This window comes from Mycobacterium numidiamassiliense, from assembly GCF_900157365.1.
In the GTDB taxonomy this organism is placed as follows: domain Bacteria; phylum Actinomycetota; class Actinomycetes; order Mycobacteriales; family Mycobacteriaceae; genus Mycobacterium; species Mycobacterium numidiamassiliense.
This window is the reverse complement of record NZ_FUEZ01000004.1, coordinates 412,575-427,810: the sequence shown is the minus strand read 5'-3', so window position 1 is coordinate 427,810 and position 15,236 is coordinate 412,575. Positions and strand designations below refer to the sequence as shown.

Annotated in this window: 18 protein-coding genes; 9 read left to right on the top strand and 9 right to left on the bottom strand. The window is 67.0% G+C overall.

Going from position 1 to position 15,236, the window contains the following annotated elements; translation table 11 throughout:
• Window positions 1-8: 8 nt before the first annotated feature.
• Both MNAB215_RS10430 and MNAB215_RS10425 read left to right on the top strand, forming a co-directional pair.
• Complete coding sequence (locus MNAB215_RS10430; RefSeq protein WP_077078801.1) at window positions 9-1,694, top strand: hypothetical protein; 1,686 nt, start codon at window positions 9-11, stop codon at window positions 1,692-1,694.
• A complete protein-coding gene (locus MNAB215_RS10425; protein WP_077078800.1) occupies window positions 1,691-3,061 on the top strand; it encodes a CHAT domain-containing protein in 1,371 nt (456 codons plus the stop codon). The genes MNAB215_RS10430 and MNAB215_RS10425 overlap by 4 nt, the downstream gene beginning before the upstream one ends.
• Window positions 3,062-3,074: 13 nt before the next feature.
• Here MNAB215_RS10425 and MNAB215_RS30670 read toward each other — a convergent pair whose 3' ends face one another.
• The gene (locus tag MNAB215_RS30670) at window positions 3,075-3,389 is read right to left on the bottom strand and encodes a hypothetical protein (RefSeq protein ID WP_077081910.1); all 315 of its coding nucleotides are present in this window, start codon (window positions 3,387-3,389) and stop codon (window positions 3,075-3,077) included.
• Window positions 3,390-3,595: 206 nt separating this feature from the next.
• On the opposite strand from MNAB215_RS30670, the gene MNAB215_RS10415 reads away from it, so the two are divergent.
• The 3 genes from MNAB215_RS10415 to MNAB215_RS10405 are packed head-to-tail and all read left to right on the top strand — an operon-like array spanning window position 3,596 to window position 7,154.
• Window positions 3,596-4,921: a hypothetical protein gene (locus MNAB215_RS10415; RefSeq protein ID WP_077078799.1), complete on the top strand. Its 1,326-nt coding sequence runs from the start codon at window positions 3,596-3,598 to the stop codon at window positions 4,919-4,921.
• Entirely contained in the window at window positions 4,918-6,066 is a 1,149-nt protein-coding gene (locus tag MNAB215_RS10410) for a hypothetical protein (protein WP_077078798.1), read from the top strand. Before MNAB215_RS10415 ends, MNAB215_RS10410 begins: the two co-directional genes overlap by 4 nt.
• Window positions 6,067-6,095: 29 nt before the next feature.
• Window positions 6,096-7,154, top strand: coding sequence for an NAD(P)H-dependent amine dehydrogenase family protein (locus MNAB215_RS10405; RefSeq protein WP_077078797.1), 1,059 nt, complete (start codon window positions 6,096-6,098; stop codon window positions 7,152-7,154).
• Between the two features lie 3 nt (window positions 7,155-7,157).
• Here MNAB215_RS10405 and MNAB215_RS10400 read toward each other — a convergent pair whose 3' ends face one another.
• The 4 genes from MNAB215_RS10400 to MNAB215_RS29715 all read right to left on the bottom strand — a co-directional run bounded on the left by MNAB215_RS10400 (window position 7,158) and on the right by MNAB215_RS29715 (window position 9,902).
• Window positions 7,158-7,493, bottom strand: coding sequence for a DUF732 domain-containing protein (locus tag MNAB215_RS10400; RefSeq protein WP_165691562.1), 336 nt, complete (start codon window positions 7,491-7,493; stop codon window positions 7,158-7,160).
• A 60-nt stretch (window positions 7,494-7,553) separates the two neighbouring features.
• On the bottom strand, window positions 7,554-8,237 hold the full coding sequence (locus MNAB215_RS10395; RefSeq protein WP_077078795.1) for a GAP family protein: 684 nt from the start codon (window positions 8,235-8,237) through the stop codon (window positions 7,554-7,556).
• A 92-nt stretch (window positions 8,238-8,329) separates the two neighbouring features.
• A complete protein-coding gene (gene lipL / locus MNAB215_RS10390; protein ID WP_077078794.1) occupies window positions 8,330-9,634 on the bottom strand; it encodes an esterase/beta-lactamase LipL in 1,305 nt (434 codons plus the stop codon).
• 112 nt (window positions 9,635-9,746) lie between these two features.
• The gene (locus tag MNAB215_RS29715) at window positions 9,747-9,902 is read right to left on the bottom strand and encodes a hypothetical protein (protein WP_165691561.1); all 156 of its coding nucleotides are present in this window, start codon (window positions 9,900-9,902) and stop codon (window positions 9,747-9,749) included.
• 94 nt (window positions 9,903-9,996) lie between these two features.
• On the opposite strand from MNAB215_RS29715, the gene MNAB215_RS10385 reads away from it, so the two are divergent.
• The 3 genes from MNAB215_RS10385 to MNAB215_RS10375 all read left to right on the top strand — a co-directional run bounded on the left by MNAB215_RS10385 (window position 9,997) and on the right by MNAB215_RS10375 (window position 12,060).
• A complete protein-coding gene (locus tag MNAB215_RS10385; RefSeq protein WP_077078793.1) occupies window positions 9,997-10,170 on the top strand; it encodes a CsbD family protein in 174 nt (57 codons plus the stop codon).
• A gap of 170 nt (window positions 10,171-10,340) precedes the next feature.
• Complete coding sequence (locus MNAB215_RS10380) at window positions 10,341-11,021, top strand: cutinase family protein (protein WP_245830431.1); 681 nt, start codon at window positions 10,341-10,343, stop codon at window positions 11,019-11,021.
• Between the two features lie 52 nt (window positions 11,022-11,073).
• A complete protein-coding gene (locus MNAB215_RS10375; RefSeq protein WP_077078791.1) occupies window positions 11,074-12,060 on the top strand; it encodes an SDR family NAD(P)-dependent oxidoreductase in 987 nt (328 codons plus the stop codon).
• On the opposite strand, the gene MNAB215_RS10370 is transcribed toward MNAB215_RS10375, so the two are convergent.
• From MNAB215_RS10370 to MNAB215_RS10360, 3 genes are read right to left on the bottom strand one after another with little or no spacing between them, the layout of a single operon-like run.
• Window positions 12,057-12,446 carry a hypothetical protein gene (locus MNAB215_RS10370; protein ID WP_083746088.1) on the bottom strand — a complete coding sequence of 130 codons (390 nt, stop codon included), beginning with the start codon at window positions 12,444-12,446 and terminating at the stop codon, window positions 12,057-12,059. The two genes, MNAB215_RS10375 and MNAB215_RS10370, sit on opposite strands and share 4 nt — an antisense overlap.
• Window positions 12,447-12,455: 9 nt before the next feature.
• Entirely contained in the window at window positions 12,456-12,854 is a 399-nt protein-coding gene (locus MNAB215_RS10365; protein ID WP_077078790.1) for a nuclear transport factor 2 family protein, read from the bottom strand.
• A gap of 55 nt (window positions 12,855-12,909) precedes the next feature.
• On the bottom strand, window positions 12,910-14,052 hold the full coding sequence (locus tag MNAB215_RS10360; RefSeq protein WP_077078789.1) for an LLM class flavin-dependent oxidoreductase: 1,143 nt from the start codon (window positions 14,050-14,052) through the stop codon (window positions 12,910-12,912).
• 150 nt (window positions 14,053-14,202) lie between these two features.
• Here MNAB215_RS10360 and MNAB215_RS10355 point away from each other — a divergent pair, with 150 nt between their 5' ends.
• Entirely contained in the window at window positions 14,203-14,808 is a 606-nt protein-coding gene (locus MNAB215_RS10355; RefSeq protein WP_077078788.1) for a TetR/AcrR family transcriptional regulator, read from the top strand.
• Window positions 14,809-14,828: 20 nt separating this feature from the next.
• Here the strand turns inward: MNAB215_RS10355 and MNAB215_RS10350 are convergent, their stop codons facing one another.
• Window positions 14,829-15,215 (bottom strand): PPOX class F420-dependent oxidoreductase, encoded by a 387-nt coding sequence (locus MNAB215_RS10350; protein WP_077078787.1) that lies wholly within the window; start codon window positions 15,213-15,215, stop codon window positions 14,829-14,831.
• Between the last annotated feature and the right edge of the window lie 21 nt (window positions 15,216-15,236).

Here is a 15,236-nt window from a genome sequence, read left to right as displayed (position 1 = left end):
ATGCAGCCGTGTCGATCCCCGGCGAGTTAGCCCGCGCCCGTCGACTGGCGTTCGCCTCCGACGAGGCATCTGCTCGCGACCTGCTGCTGTCCCTGGTGCCGCAGGTCGAGGAGCAGGATCGAGACGATCTAATGCTGGAAGTGCTTGCGCAGCTGGGCGAAATCTACCTGGCGCGCGGTGCTCATGACGGGGTGCAGTCCTCGATCCGGCGTATCGAAGACTGTGTGGCGATCTACACCGAAATCGGCGACGACGCCAACGCCCGCATGATTTGTCGGTACGCGCGGCGAGCCCAATTTCTGCGCGTCGGCCTGGCAGCGGCACAGGGGGATCACGACGGCGCCGCGACGGGGCTGGCGACGTTGGACACCCGCGGCGCCGACGGCGATTTCGCCGATCTCGCGGACGAACATTCGTATCTGCTCACGTATGCGCGCGTGCTGTGCGCGACCGCGCTCTGCGACGACGATCTGCATGCGCGATCGGTTCCGGTGTGGGAGCAGGTGCGCGATGCCGTGGATCAGCCGCGGGGCGACGGCGAGTTCACCGACCACCTGTTGGTGACGGCGGCAACCGCGTACGGCAGGTTCTGCGTCGCAACCGGGCGGCTGGCCGAAGCCGAGCCCTGGCTGCGTCGCGCCGGAGCCCGGGCGCAGCAGAAAGAATGGGAATTAGCGACGGCCAGAACGCAATTGGAGCGGGCCGCGGCATGCTGGTCGGTCGGCGATCACGTATCCACCGAGCAGCTTGTCTCGCAGGCCCACCCGGTGATCACGCGCTACGCCCGCGCTCACGACGTCGCGCGGTGCTGGCTGTATCTGGGCCTGACCAGGATGGCATCGGGCGCACTGGAAGCGGCCGACGAGTGCTTCGAACAGGCCGAACAACAGTGGCGCGAACTGGGAAAGCCACTACCCCTACACCGTATTCTGCTGCAACGCAGCTGGATACCCATCTTCTGTAGCCGCTTCGGCGAGGCGGTCGAGCTGATCGCCCAGGCCCGCGAACTGCTCGACTCCTCGCCGCGCAGCAGTTGGCTGCAGTACGCCCAACTCGACAATCATCTGGGCACCGTGTGGCGTGCGGATGCGTTGGCGGACCTCGGTTTCGACAGCTCGGGTGACCCCGACGAGACGTTGGAGGAGACCGAGGCGCGCCAGGCCGAGGGGCTCGGCATCCTGCGCGGCGAGGTCGGCACCCCGGCATACTTCCGCGGCCTGACAAAGCTCGAGCAGGCCGCGGAGCTCAAGATCCCCGCGGCCTTGGCCGTGGACTCGGTGCGCTATTCGATCACCGACGCCGACGCGCGGTCCCGCTGGGCGTCCCGTATTTCGGCTCCCATCCTGGCCGGCGCCTTCGCCGTCGCATGGGAGTGGGAGAACACCGGACTGATCAGTGAACTGGTCGAATATCACAGCGCACGAGGCACTTTCAACGCGGAGCCGCAACGGTCACCGGTCGGCGAATGGGGCTCGGCGGCCACCGCACCGGTGCTCCTCGACGCCGGCGAGGCACTAGCCGCGGCCGGCCCGCCGGCGCAGGGCGCCGGCTCGCTGACCCGACTCGGACCGCTGCCACCGTTGCAGATGCAGCCCGACGCCGCGCCGATCATGAGCCACTATCGCGCACTGGCGCTGGCACGCTACGGCCGCGACGTCACCGCGGCCGAGCCCGCCTGGTCGACCTGGCCATGAGCGACCCCGACCGGCATACCCTCGTCCTGCGGTACGCCGACGTCGGCATCGCCACCTACGCCAGCCTGCGGATCGTCGGGCAGCCGTCGAGAACCGTCGCCTGGGTGATCGAGGAACCGATCCTGCTCACGGCGCTCGAAGAGCTGACAGACGCCCTGCCCGAACCGCACGGCGCCGAGACCCGGCGCGACGCCATCGAGCGCGCCCTCACCACAGGCCCCTGGGCGACAACGGAAACCGAGCTCACACTGGCCTACATCCTGGGCGTGCTGCTGATCGGCTCGCCCGGGTGGCAGCTGTTGGTTGCGTGCCTCGCGTCGCCGCGCGCGGTGCTGTTCGTCTCGCCCAGTGCGCGGCTGGCCCGGGTGCCCTGGGGCCTGCTGGCCGTGCCGAAATCGGGTCCAAGCAACGAGGAATTGGTGCGCGCCCGCCAGGACGCCATCACCGCGAGCGGCCGCAAGGCCGCCCGGATCCCTTGGCAATTGGCCGATATCGACGAGCACACCGATGGCCATCGGCTCATCGAACTGGTCGACGTGCTGATGGCGGTGCCGCCGAACATCGTGCACGCGCCGCGCACCCCGGCCGGGTGGAACCGCAGGAGGGACGGTCCGGCACTGCTGGTCCTCGACCCCCGGGTGCCCGGACAGCGGCCCGACTCCGCACTGGGATCGGTACTCGGAAGACCCTCGGCGCAAACACCATTGGCACAGCACTTCGCCGAGACCACGACACAACGCACGGTGCTTCCGGCGACCGGGGAGGTGGTCGAGCTGTTCCGCCGCCAGGATGCCGATCGCGGCTGGCTGGCCACGCAGCTGGCGCAGCATCCGAGCCGGCTGTTCTATGTCGGGCACGCGAGTTCGGCGGACATCGATTCCGGGCAGGCCAGCCGGGCGGACCGTGCGGCGATCCACCTGGCATGTACGGCGAAAAGCCACGGCGACGCCGACCCGATCGGCGACCACCGCCCGCTGACCGCGTCGGACCTGATGTCGCTGCGATTGCCGATGCCGCCGCGAGTGGCCTTGCTGGCCTGCGGATCGGGTGGGGACTACCAGTTCGACGAAGCCACCGGCCTGGTCGCAGCGATGATCCTGAGCGGCGCGCAGTTGGTCACCGCCACTTTGTGGTCCCTGCCCACCACGGCGGCCTACCGCAGATTCGCCGCCGCCGGCGATGACAAGGCCGATCCGATGGCCGACGTCGTCATCGCCGTCGACCGCGCCCACGAAGACACCGAAGCCGGCTGTGCGGTGAACCGATGGCAGCGGGCCCAGTTGCGGCGCTGGCGCGAGGGCGACCTTGCCGCCAGCCCGCTCTATTGGGGTGCGCTGGTCACGTTCGCGGTCGACGGCGCACGCTGACTGGGCGCACAGCTCAGATCGCGGCCAGCCACGACGCCCGCACCGCCAGGACGTCATCGGGCAGCGAAAGTTCTTCGCGGGCATCGGGATCGAACGCCACCAGCACGACAAGCCCGGGGCGCAAGACCGACATGTCCGGGCCGTCGCCGCAGCGCGCCAGCTTACCGATGAACGTCTCCCCCGACACGGCGACCACCTCGATGAAGACGTGGTGGACGTCGGCAGCGGCGGTCAATTCGGTGCACGACGCGCACACGGTGCCGACTCCTAAGGCGCGGCCGGCCGCGTGCCGGCGTCGTGCCAGCTCGATCCGGACGATGAGCACCACCGCGACGGCAGCGGCAACGACGCCGACGAACGTCGTCCAGACTTGGTGAAACGCCAGGTACAGCAGAGCGCTTGTGATGAGTGCGATTTCGGCGCCGGTCAACAGCATCGTGAGCCTTTTCATGCGATAAGGCTCTAGGTCGCCACCGGCTACCGAACCCAACTTTTTCGCTGCCGCTCTTTTCGGAATGCCCCTATCCTGTGCAGATGAGTGCGGAGTCGCAGCTGGCTGTCGCCGTCGGCCATCCACGCCGGTCGGTGATCGACGCGGCATGGCGCGCGATCGGTCCCGGCGTCGAGGTGCTCAGCAGCGGTGACGGCGGCCCGTTGACCCGAACGGTCAAACGCATTCTCGACCCGCTGGTGCTGCGGTTGCGCTCCAACCCGCAGTATTCGGCCCCGGTGGTCGACGCCGCCACGGCCGCGGCGATGCGCGACTTGATCGTCGGCAACGCTGCCGAATTACGTTCCGCCGCAGCATGGTTCGAGGCGCTGAAGCTCGAGCGGCGCAGGCAGCGGATTCGCTCCGGCAATGCCCAGGAACTGTACTTCCCGGTGTGCTTCGAGCTTGCGGTGACGAAAGGTCCACCGGCGCAACATGATCACGAGACGGCGGCGACGGCGCTGCGCGAGGTTCACCACAGCCGGGATCGCACCGCGATGGAACTGCTGCACCAATACGTGGCAAGTCCCGATGTCGTACCCGCGTTGGCGGCTCAACTCGACCGCAGTTGGCGCGACGTGCGGGCCTCGGAATCGGGTCAGGACATCGTCACCGCCGGTTTCATGGCCGAGCTCGCCACGGTGCTCGGCGCCGCCACCGGCCATCGCGCCGCAATCGCTCGCCAGCGGGTCTGGTCGGCGATCATTGCCGATGCCACACCATACAACCTGGGCGCCGCGGCCCATCTCGAATCTGCCCGGCTGCCGTGGTCGATCGTCGAACTCGGCTTGAGTTCGGCTGTGCCACAACAACCACCGGCGGTATCCGGCGGTGCGGACGGTGATCGCCCACTGGATCGCAGTGTGGTGAACCGGGTGCGGGCGACTTTGCGGCGCGCGCTGGACCGCGACGCATTACCCGACATTCCGTTGCTGTGCGAGGAGGAAGTCGACCGGGCCTGCGCGCCGTGGGGGCTGCTGTCGGAGGACAAACAGGCCACACTCGTCGCCGGCATCGAGGTGTCGGTGGAGCTGGCTCCACTGGATCGATCGCTCGCCAGTCGATACGCGCTGGCCGCGCAGATCCAGGCTCGGTTGCGCAAGGAGGCGTACGTCTTACACGCGCGGCGCTATCTCGCCGAGGGCGGACCGATCCATCCCCGCCAGCAGCAAGTGGTCGAAGACCTGGCGGCCTACGCACAGCCGTACCTGAGCCGGCTGTGGGCGCGACTGCACGGCCGCGACGTATGGCAGGAGCCCTGCGACGACGTCGACGACGTCCGCTCCCTGCTCGAAGGAGTCGCACGCTCGGTCAGCCTCGATCACCGCCAGCGGATCAAGGCGATGCTGGAATTGCAGGTGGCCGGATGAGATTGGTTGCCGATTCCGGTCTTTGGCGGACCGGACCCATCACCCCCGACACGCCCCTGGCCGCGGTTCTGGAGGTCAGTGGCGCGGTGCTGTCGTGGACGGTCGACGATCCGCCCGACGACACCGGAGTCGAGATCACCTTCACCGATGTGGCCCGCGCCGACTGGCTTTGGCGTGTTCTCGGTGAATCCGGCCACGTCGCACTGGCATCCGCATTCGATGCAGTCGAAGGCGCGGCAACGCAGGGCATCGAGCTCGCCGGCGTCGACATCGTCCCGGGATCGGTCGACCCACTGCGCAGGCTGGCCATCGGCCATTGGCTGCGCAGATGGTGGCCCGCCAGCAGACTGGACGGCATCGCCGGCCTGGACCGGGCCCTGCTCGACGTCGAGGTGGCGCTGCTGACCGTCGGTGCGCAGGGCTTCTTCACCGATGACACACTGGATTCGGACGTCGCCCAGCTGCTGGCTCCGCATGCCACTGCGTTGATCGGCCATGTCGCCGACAACGATCCGCGGGTCGTGGATCTGGTGCGCGCGGGCGCGGGACTTGCCGACGACATCGGCGTCGACGACGCGCAGTGGCCTGAACTGTTTGCGGCACTTGATGATTCGAGCATGATTTTGACGCTGCCCAGCGATCGCCGCGGCGACTACGCGCTGGCCGCGGGTTCGGACGCCGACTCGCGGGGCGGGGCCGCCATCGCCCACGGCGTCGCCTCGATCCGATGGACCGGGGTTCCGCCGGCGATCTTCGATGCGGCCGAAGACACCGTTCAGTGGAGCGTGCAGGCCACCGGTGCGACGCCCGTCGCCGCCGTCCGGGCGGCCATCATCGGGCCCGACCCTGGCACGGGCATCGCGGTACAACTGCAGTCCGGTGCCGTCACCGGCACCGGCGTCCTGGACGGCGACGGCCGCGCCACCCTGCCGCTGCTCGACGCCCAGCAGCGACCGCTCACCGAGGCGGTGGCCTGGGACCACGATTGGCCGGCGACGGTGGTGATCGTCGGCGCCCGGCTCTCGGACACCGCGGAGACCCGCGAGACGCGGGAGCGGGTCCGCCGTTGGGCGCGGGCCCGGTTGGACGCTCCGCCGCCGGACGCCTTTCTGGCCGAAATATTGGCCGCCGAATCCGCCTACTAAGGCAGCCTAAGATTCCCTATGCTGAGCGAGTGCCAAACAACTATCGAGTGGTTCAGTGGAACACCGGAAACGTCGGCAAAAGTTCACTGAAATCCATCGTCACCAACCCCACGCTGGAATTGGTTGGGCTCTACGCCTGGTCACCCGAGAAGGCGGGCCGCGACGCCGGCGACCTCGTCGGGATCGCACCGGTGGGTATAGCGGCCACCAACGACGTCGATGCGCTGCTCGCGCTGAAACCCGACTGCGTGGTCTACAACCCGATGTGGATCGACGTCGACGAGCTGGTCCGCATCCTGTCCGCGGGCGTCAACGTGGTGACGACGGCGTCGTTCATCACCGGACACAACCTCGGCGCCGGCCGCGACCGGCTCCTGGAAGCCTGCGAAAAAGGCGGCTCCACCATTTTCGGGTCCGGCGTCAGCCCGGGCTTCGCCGAGTTGTTGGCCATCGTCTCGGCGATGGTGTGCAACCGCATCGACAAGGTCACCGTCAACGAGGCCGCCGACACCACCTTCTACGACTCCCCCGAGACCGAGAAGCCGGTCGGCTTCGGCCAGCCCATCGACCACCCCGAGCTGCAGGCGATGGCCGCCAAGGGGACGGCTATCTTCGGCGAGGCGGTCCGCCTGGTGGGCGACGCGCTCGGTGTCGAACTCGACGAGGTGAAGTGTGTCGCCGAATTCGCCCAGACCACGGCCGATTTGGAGATGGCGTCCTGGACCATCCCGGCGGGATGCGTCGCGGGTGTCTACATCAGCTGGCAGGGCATCGTCGGTGGCAACACCGTGATCGATCTGAATGTGCGGTGGAAAAAGGGCCAGACGCTGGAGCCCGACTGGCAGATCGAACAGGACGGGTGGGTCATCCAGATCGACGGACAGCCGACGGTGACGACCAAGGTCGGCTTCCTGCCGCCGCCCTACTTCGAGGCCACGACGCTCGAGGAGTTCATGGACCTCGGTCACATCATGACGGCTATGCCGGCCATCAACGCCATCCCCGCGGTCGTCGCCGCGGCGCCGGGCATCGCCACCTACGCCGACCTCCCGCTGACGCTGCCCCGCGGCAACGTGCCGACGGTCTGACCGTCAGGAGCTGGAAGGCTTCTTGGGCGCGTCAAGGTCCATGTCCGGGCAGAACGCCAACACCGCGCTGGCCGCGATCACATTCGCCTGTTTGTCCGTGAAGCCGGAGCTTTGAATCTTGCTCACGGCTGCCTGCGGCGGACCGTCGGCATGGCGCAGATCGTGGCAGAGCGTGGTCCCGATCTGGACCATCTGCACCGGGTCCTTGTAGGAGATGCTGTGCTGCTCAAGGGTGGCCAGGTACTTCGACGTGGCGTCCGGGTCGGCGCTGGCGACCGCCGGAGCGGCGCACAGGGACAACGCCACCACTGACATCAGTACTGCTTTGAAGCGGCTCATAGTAGGAGCCATACCCGTCCTGTCGCGGGCGGGCCTGAACGATCGGTGAACTCTGGCTTATCACCACAGCGCGCTGTGGTTGACGAGCGCATCGGCCACCAGCCCCACACCGAACACCAGGAACAGCAGCCGGACCGAAAGCGGGCCGTAGCGGGTCAGCGCGCGGACCAGGGCGCGCTGGATGCGCGCGGCTCGTACCGTTCGCCGCATCGACAGGCCAAGGATCAGCAGGGAGGGCGACAGGGCGATGCCCCAGTAGCAGACGATGATCGCCGGCCAGATCGCCGGTCGCGGGTGCAGCGAGGCCAGCATTGCCAAGGCCGTCAGGTACGGCACGTCGGTGGGCGCCTGCCCGGTCCCCACCGCCAGCCCGAGCAGGCCGAGCAGCCACGGACGGTCCCGCATGGCGGCCATCGCCCAACCGGGCGCCGACGACTGCGCCGTCAGGGGGAAAAACGCCAGGCCGACCAGCAGGACCCCGAGGATCAGCTCTCCCCGGAACCTGATCGCCGGTGTCACGTGGAAGTCGAGAAGGCTGGTCAAAAAGCTCAGGCCGAGCACTGTGCACACGCCGAAGGTGGTGGTCACCACGAACACCCCACCGATGAAGCTCAGGGCTCCCGGAATCGGGGACCGGCGATCGAGCCGGCTGGTGAAGATCACCGCCGAGACAACGCCCGCGTTCAGGACATTCAGCGAGTCCAGCAGCGCCAAGCCGACAAGTGCAAGCACCAGAGCTGCCACAGGCTGATACCGGCCTACAGCGCTAGCCCGGCGGCGATCATGCCTGCAGACGATATTCGATAAGGGCGTGTCGCCGGCGACTCACCGATGGGCTAAGCGCTCCCCGACGCGGCCGTAGCGGGGACGCTCGCCCGGCGTCGGGTGGCCTTGGGGTAGGCCGCGCCGAGCTTGGGCACCTCGAGAGGACCCTGATGACGGGCCGCCTCGATGGCATTGCGCAGCGGACCGGCCAACCCGGCGAACGATCCCATATCGAACACCATCGGGGTCAGCAGCCGGTTGTGGACGAAGCCGAATGAGCTGCCGAATTCGGGATCGGCCCAGCCGAGTGTTCCGCCCAGTCCGACGTGACCAAAGCCCTTGAGCAGGCCGGGAACCGGCGACTCGTGGTAACCCAGATGAAAAGGCATGGGCACCACCATGTTTGCGTCCGGCCACTTGACCCGTGCTGCTTGCCCCGTCAGCTCGCGCGCCAACTCCTTGGACAGGTACTTCTTGCCGTCGATGCGGCCGTCGTTGGCCAGCGCGGCATACATCTTGGCCAGGCCGCGGCCCGTCACGACGCCGTTGGCCGCGGGCACCTCACCGTCCAGGAACGGTGTGTCGCCCTGCATCAGAGACTTGATGCCGGGGAAATACATCGCGCCAAGCGCACCCGAATATTTCAGGCCGGCGACTCGTGGGGCGATGAAATTGAACAGCGGGTTCTGCAGCCCGCCCTGCGGCATCAAAATCTGCGCCGGCGTGGTCGGCGAGCCTTTCGGAGGGCGACCGAGATGCAATCCGTCGGTGTTGAGCGGACGCGCGACCTCCTGGCGGATCAGCTCGCGCATGCCTTTGCCGGTGATTGCGCGGGCCAGGCCGGACAGCAGCCATCCGTAGGTCAGCGCGTGATAGGCCTGCACACCGCGCAAGTGGTCGACGGGCGCCGCGGCCAGCCGCGCCTCCATGGCCAGATGATCCATCAACTCGGTCCTGGTGACGCCCCGCAGGTGCGACAGCCCGGCACGATGCCGCAACACGTCGCTGACCGTGATGTCGGCTTTCCCGTTGGCCGCGAACTCGGGCCAGTATTCGGCGACCGGATCCTCGTAGGACAGCAGGCCCCGATCGGCGAGCCGGTGGATCACCGTCGACGCGACGCCTTTGGTCGCCGAGAAGACCATTGCGCCGGTGTCGGCGGTCCAGCGGTTCGTTCCGGCCCGGTCGGACCACCCCGTCCAGACGTCGACCACGGGCGCCCCGTCGATGTACACGCACAGCGCCCCGCCGCCGAACCGGCGACCCGGGAACAGCTGCGAAAAGATCTTGACGACGTTGACGAACCGCGGATCGGCGGCCCCCGAAACACCGCGGGGCAGGCCGTCGTCGGTGGCGAGCAGCGTTGCGGGTCTCACGGTGCCGCGAATCCTCGCGGGCCTGCCGCTGAAGCAACCGCGGCGGCATCACCCCGATGTGGCGCCATCACCAGAAGCTATCAGTCGGCAACCGCCCGCAACACCAGCCGTTCTAGCCGTCCGGTTCCGCAGGGCCGTCGCCACCAGGCGGCGGTTCGGGAGGGGCTTGTTTCAAGAACTTTTTGAGCCGCAGCAGCTGGTTGGTCACCATGCCGATGCCCAGAAGCATCAGCACCGCCACTATCCCCACCACCACCGCGGTGCTCACGACCCCATGGTGACAGATCGTGCCCGGGTTTCGGGATCGCGCTGCGGGGTAGCCGAAACGGGAACCGAAAATCGAACGAGGGAGAAGCGAAGACATGAGCACCGAAGACAAGATCAAGAACAAGATCGAGAACCTGGGCGGCAAGGCGAAGGAAGCGATCGGCAAGGCGACCGGTGACAATGACACCAAGAACGAAGGCCGCGGCGATCAGGCCAAGTCCAGCCTGAAGGATGCCGGCGAGAAGGTGAAGGACGTCTTCAAGAAGTAACTTCCCGACTAAGACCAGCAGGTTTACTGAAGACGTGGGTAAACCTGCTGGTCGCTTTTTTTCTGCAGGCGATTGAGAAGCGATGGTGCGGGCAATCCTTTTCGGCGTCAGCATCGAATACCGGTAACAGCTACGGAAAGATGGACGTCGTGAAGTTGATCATGAAGCGGATGGGCCGAGTCGCGACGGCCGTTGGTATCGGCGCACTGCTGGCCGGTGGCCTCGGGCTGTCCACGCCGGCCCCGTCGGCCAACGCGGACTGCCCCGATGTCGATCTGGTGTTCGCCCGCGGCACGAGTGAGCCCCCGGGTGTCGGCGGCATTGGCGGGTCGTTCGTCGACGCGCTGCGCGGTGCGATCGGCGGTCGCTCGCTTGCCGTGTACCCGGTCAACTACCAGGCCAGCAGCGACTTTGGCAGTCCCGATTTCGTACCGACGTTCATCGACGGGATTCGTGACGCGAGTTCGCACATCGAGTCGATGGCGGCGAGTTGTCCCAAGACCCGCGAAGTGCTGGGCGGTTTCTCGCAAGGTGCTGCCGTGGCCGGTTTCGTAACCTCGTCGGCCGTGCCGAAGGGCGTGCCCGTCTCCTCGGTACCGGCCCCGATGGCGCCAGACATCGCCAACCACGTCGCCGCGGTCACTCTGTTCGGCACACCGTCGGATCAGTTCCTGGAGAAGTACGGCGCACCGGACATCGCCATCGGCCCGCTGTATCAGTCCAAGACGCTGCAGCTGTGCGCTCCCGGCGATCCGATCTGCGGCGGCGGCGCCGATCCCGCGGCCCACGCTTCCTATGGCATGAACGGTATGACGAACCAAGCCGCGAACTTCGTCGCCAGTCACCTGTAGCCGCCCTCGCCCCGCTGCCGCCCCGACACGGCGGCGCTGAGAGGATCGCACCATGCGCGTTCTGGTCACGGGCGGTACCGGATTTGTGGGCGGCTGGACGGCCAAGGCCGTCGCGGACGCGGGGCATTCGGTTCGATTCCTGGTGCGAAACACCGATCGGCTGCAGACTTCGGTCGCCCAGCTGGGCGTCGACGTGTCGGACTTCTCGGTGGGTGACATCGTCGATCGCGTCTCGGTGCGCGAGGCGTTGCAGGGCTGCGATGCCGTCGTGCACAGTGCCGCCCTGGTGGCCACCGACCCGCGGCAGACCAACGAGATGCTGACCACCAACATGCAGGGCGCGCAAAACGTGCTCGGCCAGGCGGTCGAACTCGGCCTGGATCCGATCGTGCACGTGTCGAGCTTCACCGCGCTGTTTCATCCCAACCTGGAGACGATGACGGCCGACCTGCCGGTGGTCGGCGGGGCCGACGGCTACGGAACGTCCAAGGCGCAGGTGGACATCTATGCCCGCGGCCTGCAAGACGCCGGTGCGCCGGTGAACATCACCTATCCCGGCATGGTCCTGGGTCCGCCCGTCGGCAACCAATACGGCGAGGTCGGCGAGGGCGTCAAGGCGGCGCTGCAGATGCACGTGATCCCCGGGCGCGGCGGCGGGGGGCTGATTGTCGACGTCCGCGACCTGGCCCCGTTGCACGCCGCGCTGCTGGAGCCCGGCCGTGCCCCCCGCCGCTACACCGCCGGCGGACACCGGGTTCCCCCAACCGAACTCGCGTCGTTGCTCGGCAGGGCCGCCGACACCACGATGCTTCCCGTACCGATTCCCGACACCGCGCTGCGCGTCGCGGGGGCAGTTCTGGATGCGGCGGGGCGATTCCTTCCCTTCGAGACGCCGTTCACCTCGGCAGGCATGCAGTACTACACGCAGATACCCGCGTCGGATGATTCGCCCAGCGAACGCGAACTCGGCATCACCTACCGGGATCCCTACGAAACCATCGCCGACACCATCGACGCCCTGCGCAGCGCCAGCGGCTAAGGCTGCCGCTCCCGCCGAAGGCCGCGCGCGAAGCCGTGCAGTCCCGCGCCGATGAACGGCACCGGAGCCAGGATCGCGATCAGCGCGCTCTTATTGCCCACGAGGGCGGTGCTGCGCAGGCCCAGCAGCAGATCCGCGCTATCGCTGACCAAACCGAAAGCGGCCCAGCGGCGGAATTCGCCGCCGCCCCGCAGCCAGGCGACGCACCCGCCGGATCCGAGGACCAGGTCGCGGATCCCGATCGTCTGCATCAGCAGCGTCTCGGTTCCCGATTCGGGCTTGAAGAACCGGTCCGGCGCGAGCAACATCGCGGCTCCCACGCCGAGGCGGGCGGCCGCGACCAACCCCAAGATCGGGGGTGTTCTGCGAGTTCCGTCCTGCGTCACGCGTCCACCCTAGCCTGCGATATGAATGCGGTAGGTCCTCTTGCAGAACAACCAGTCACCTTCGACGCTCTTCAGTTCGTCGTCGTAGGCGCCGACGAGCTGGTGTGTCTGACCATTTCGAAAGCGAAGCGTCTCTTGGCAATACGAACGGGCGTGCGCATCCTGGCCGCTGATCTCGATGGCGCCGATCTGCGTGACGAACGCCATTGTTTCCACCGCGCGCCAGATGCCGTCCCAGTGCGCGCGCAGCTCGTCCAGGCCGTGGAATTCACCGCCCGTGCCGAGCCGGATCGGGTCGTCGGTCCAGCACGCCACGTAGTCGTCGAGCGCGACCCTGGATACCGCGTCGCTGTAGCTGTCGAATCGCTCACGGATCTTGAGTCGATCCTCAATGGGGCCGGTGAACATCGCCTCTGTCCCTTCGACGGTACATGGAAATCCATTGGGCCGCTTGGCCTTCGCGTCAGAGCTTCTTCAGCCGACGCAGGACTTTGACATACGGCGTGGTGGCTGCCGCGCTTTTGGAGAGCTTGGGGTGCAGCGCGCCCATGTTGCCGACGACCAGACAGCGCAGGCCGTTGTCGCGGAACTCGGCCAGCTGGTCGACGATGTCGTCGGGCATCCCGACAACGAAGAGTTCCTTGACGAGTTCGCGCGGAACCTTGGACACAAAGGACAGCGCGGTCTGCTCGTCGATCAGTTGCGGGACAAGGTCTTGCACGCCTTTGAAATCCGCGCCCATCGGGTGCTCGGCACCGTGTCGCGCCCAGTCCGTGGCCGGGGAGTTCAGCGTGAACAGGCGGACCAGTTCCGAGTCGACGATCTCGTCGATCTCGTCTTGGGATCGCCCGGTGAGGATGAACCGAATTCCCGCTGGGGTGATCGCCATCGGGTCGCGTCCCGCGTCCGAGGCGGCCGTGCGTAAATCGTTGAGCTGTTTGCCGTATTCGCTGGCCCGGGTGGTACCGGGAAACCAGCCGTCGGCATACCGGCCTGCCGCCCGGATCATTCGGGGCCCGTGGGCGGCGATCCATATCTCGGGCCACTTGCCCTTGTACGGGGTAAGAGCGAAGGTGGCGTTGTGTAGGGGGAAGTAGGCCGATTCACGGCTGACGAGTTCGCCGCCCGAGTCCCAGAGCGCCCGGATGGTGGCCATCGCCTCCTCGAAGCGCGCCACGGGTTTTGACCACTCGACGCCGTAGGGTTCGTTGCCCTCGCGCTCTCCTGTCCCGATGCCCAAAATGGCTCGCCCGCGGGTGAGGTGGTGCAGCGTGACGGCCGCCTGCGCGGTGACGGCCGGGTTGCGACGCCCGGTGTCGGTGACCGCAACGCCCAGCGTCATGCGGCCCAGTTTGTTGTGCCCGGCGAGGTAACCCAGCATCGTCCACGGTTCGACGTGCGCGTCCATCTTGGGGATAATCTTGGCGGCGCCAACGTATTTGGGCTTCCACATCGACGATGGCAGCACGGAGTTCAAATGGTCGGCCACCCAGAACGAGTCGGCGCCTGCGGCCAACCCGGTGAGGTAGTCGGCCTGGATCAACGGCTTGGGACCGTATTTGGAATTAATGGTGTTGTGCATGACGCCTATGCGCAGACCAGGCATGGGGGCTCCTTTACCGCTGACCCAGGCTCGCTACTTCATCAGGCGATCGCCTAACAATATGTTGGGCATATGCTTAGCATCCCGGCGCGACGAGGGTCAAGAGACGAGAGACCGGGTCCAGACCGAGCCCAAACAGGACAGGACGGGCACGTGGCTACACCGAACCGAGCCGGCAATCGCGACACCGGCACCCGCGAGAAGATCCTCGACGCGACCGCCGAGATCATGCTCGAAGAGGGCTATGCCGCGGCGACGTCGCGCAGGGTGGCCGAGAAGGTCGGCGTGCAACGTGCCGTGGTCTACTACTACTTCCCGACGATGGACGACCTGTACCTGGCCGTGCTGCGTCGCGGCACCGAGATCAACCTGGACGTGCAGCGTCGCGCACTCGCATCCGACAATCCGCTACATGCATTGTGGGACATGACAATTGATTCCCGCGATTCGCGATTGACGATGGAGTTCATGGCGTTGGGAAACCATCGCAAGGCCATCCGCGCGGAATTGGCGGCCGGCGCGCAGCGATCCCGCGAGGCCCAGATCGCCGCACTGACCTTCATCCTGCGCGACCATGCCTCCGGCGACGCCATGCCACCCGAGGTCGTGGCGGTCCTCATCGCCAGCATCGGCCGCACCATCAGCATCGAAAATCGGCTGGGCATCACCACCGGGCACCACAAGACGCTGCGGCTGATCGAGGAGTACTTGCTGCGCTACGAGTCCCCCCACCCGCGCACCGCCGAGACAGCTGACTAGGCGATCGCCTAACGCCGAGCCTAGGCGGCCGGCTTGATCTCCAGGCCGACGTGCACCTTGTCGATGCCACCGCGCACGATCGAGTGCACGTAGAACCACGGGGCGTGGTACCAGTACCGCTTGAGCACTGCGTTGTACACCCGCCGCGTCTCGGACTTCGGCAGCACCCGGGCGACGCCCTCGACCTCTTCGCTCTTGAGCTTGCCCAGCGCCCCACTCTTGGCGATCGTCACCCGGGGAGTGTTGTTGATTCGCTTGGTCTTCCACGACCCGTCGTCGGTGATGACGAGAAGAGTGTCACCCTCCGGCACTCCCCATATCGTCGTCGGCTTGGGACGTCCGTCCTTGGTGAAGGTCGTCAACAGCAGGTACTTGGACTTGATGACGTCCTGGAAACTTTCAGCCACGCTCTTAGCCTCCGATAGCTG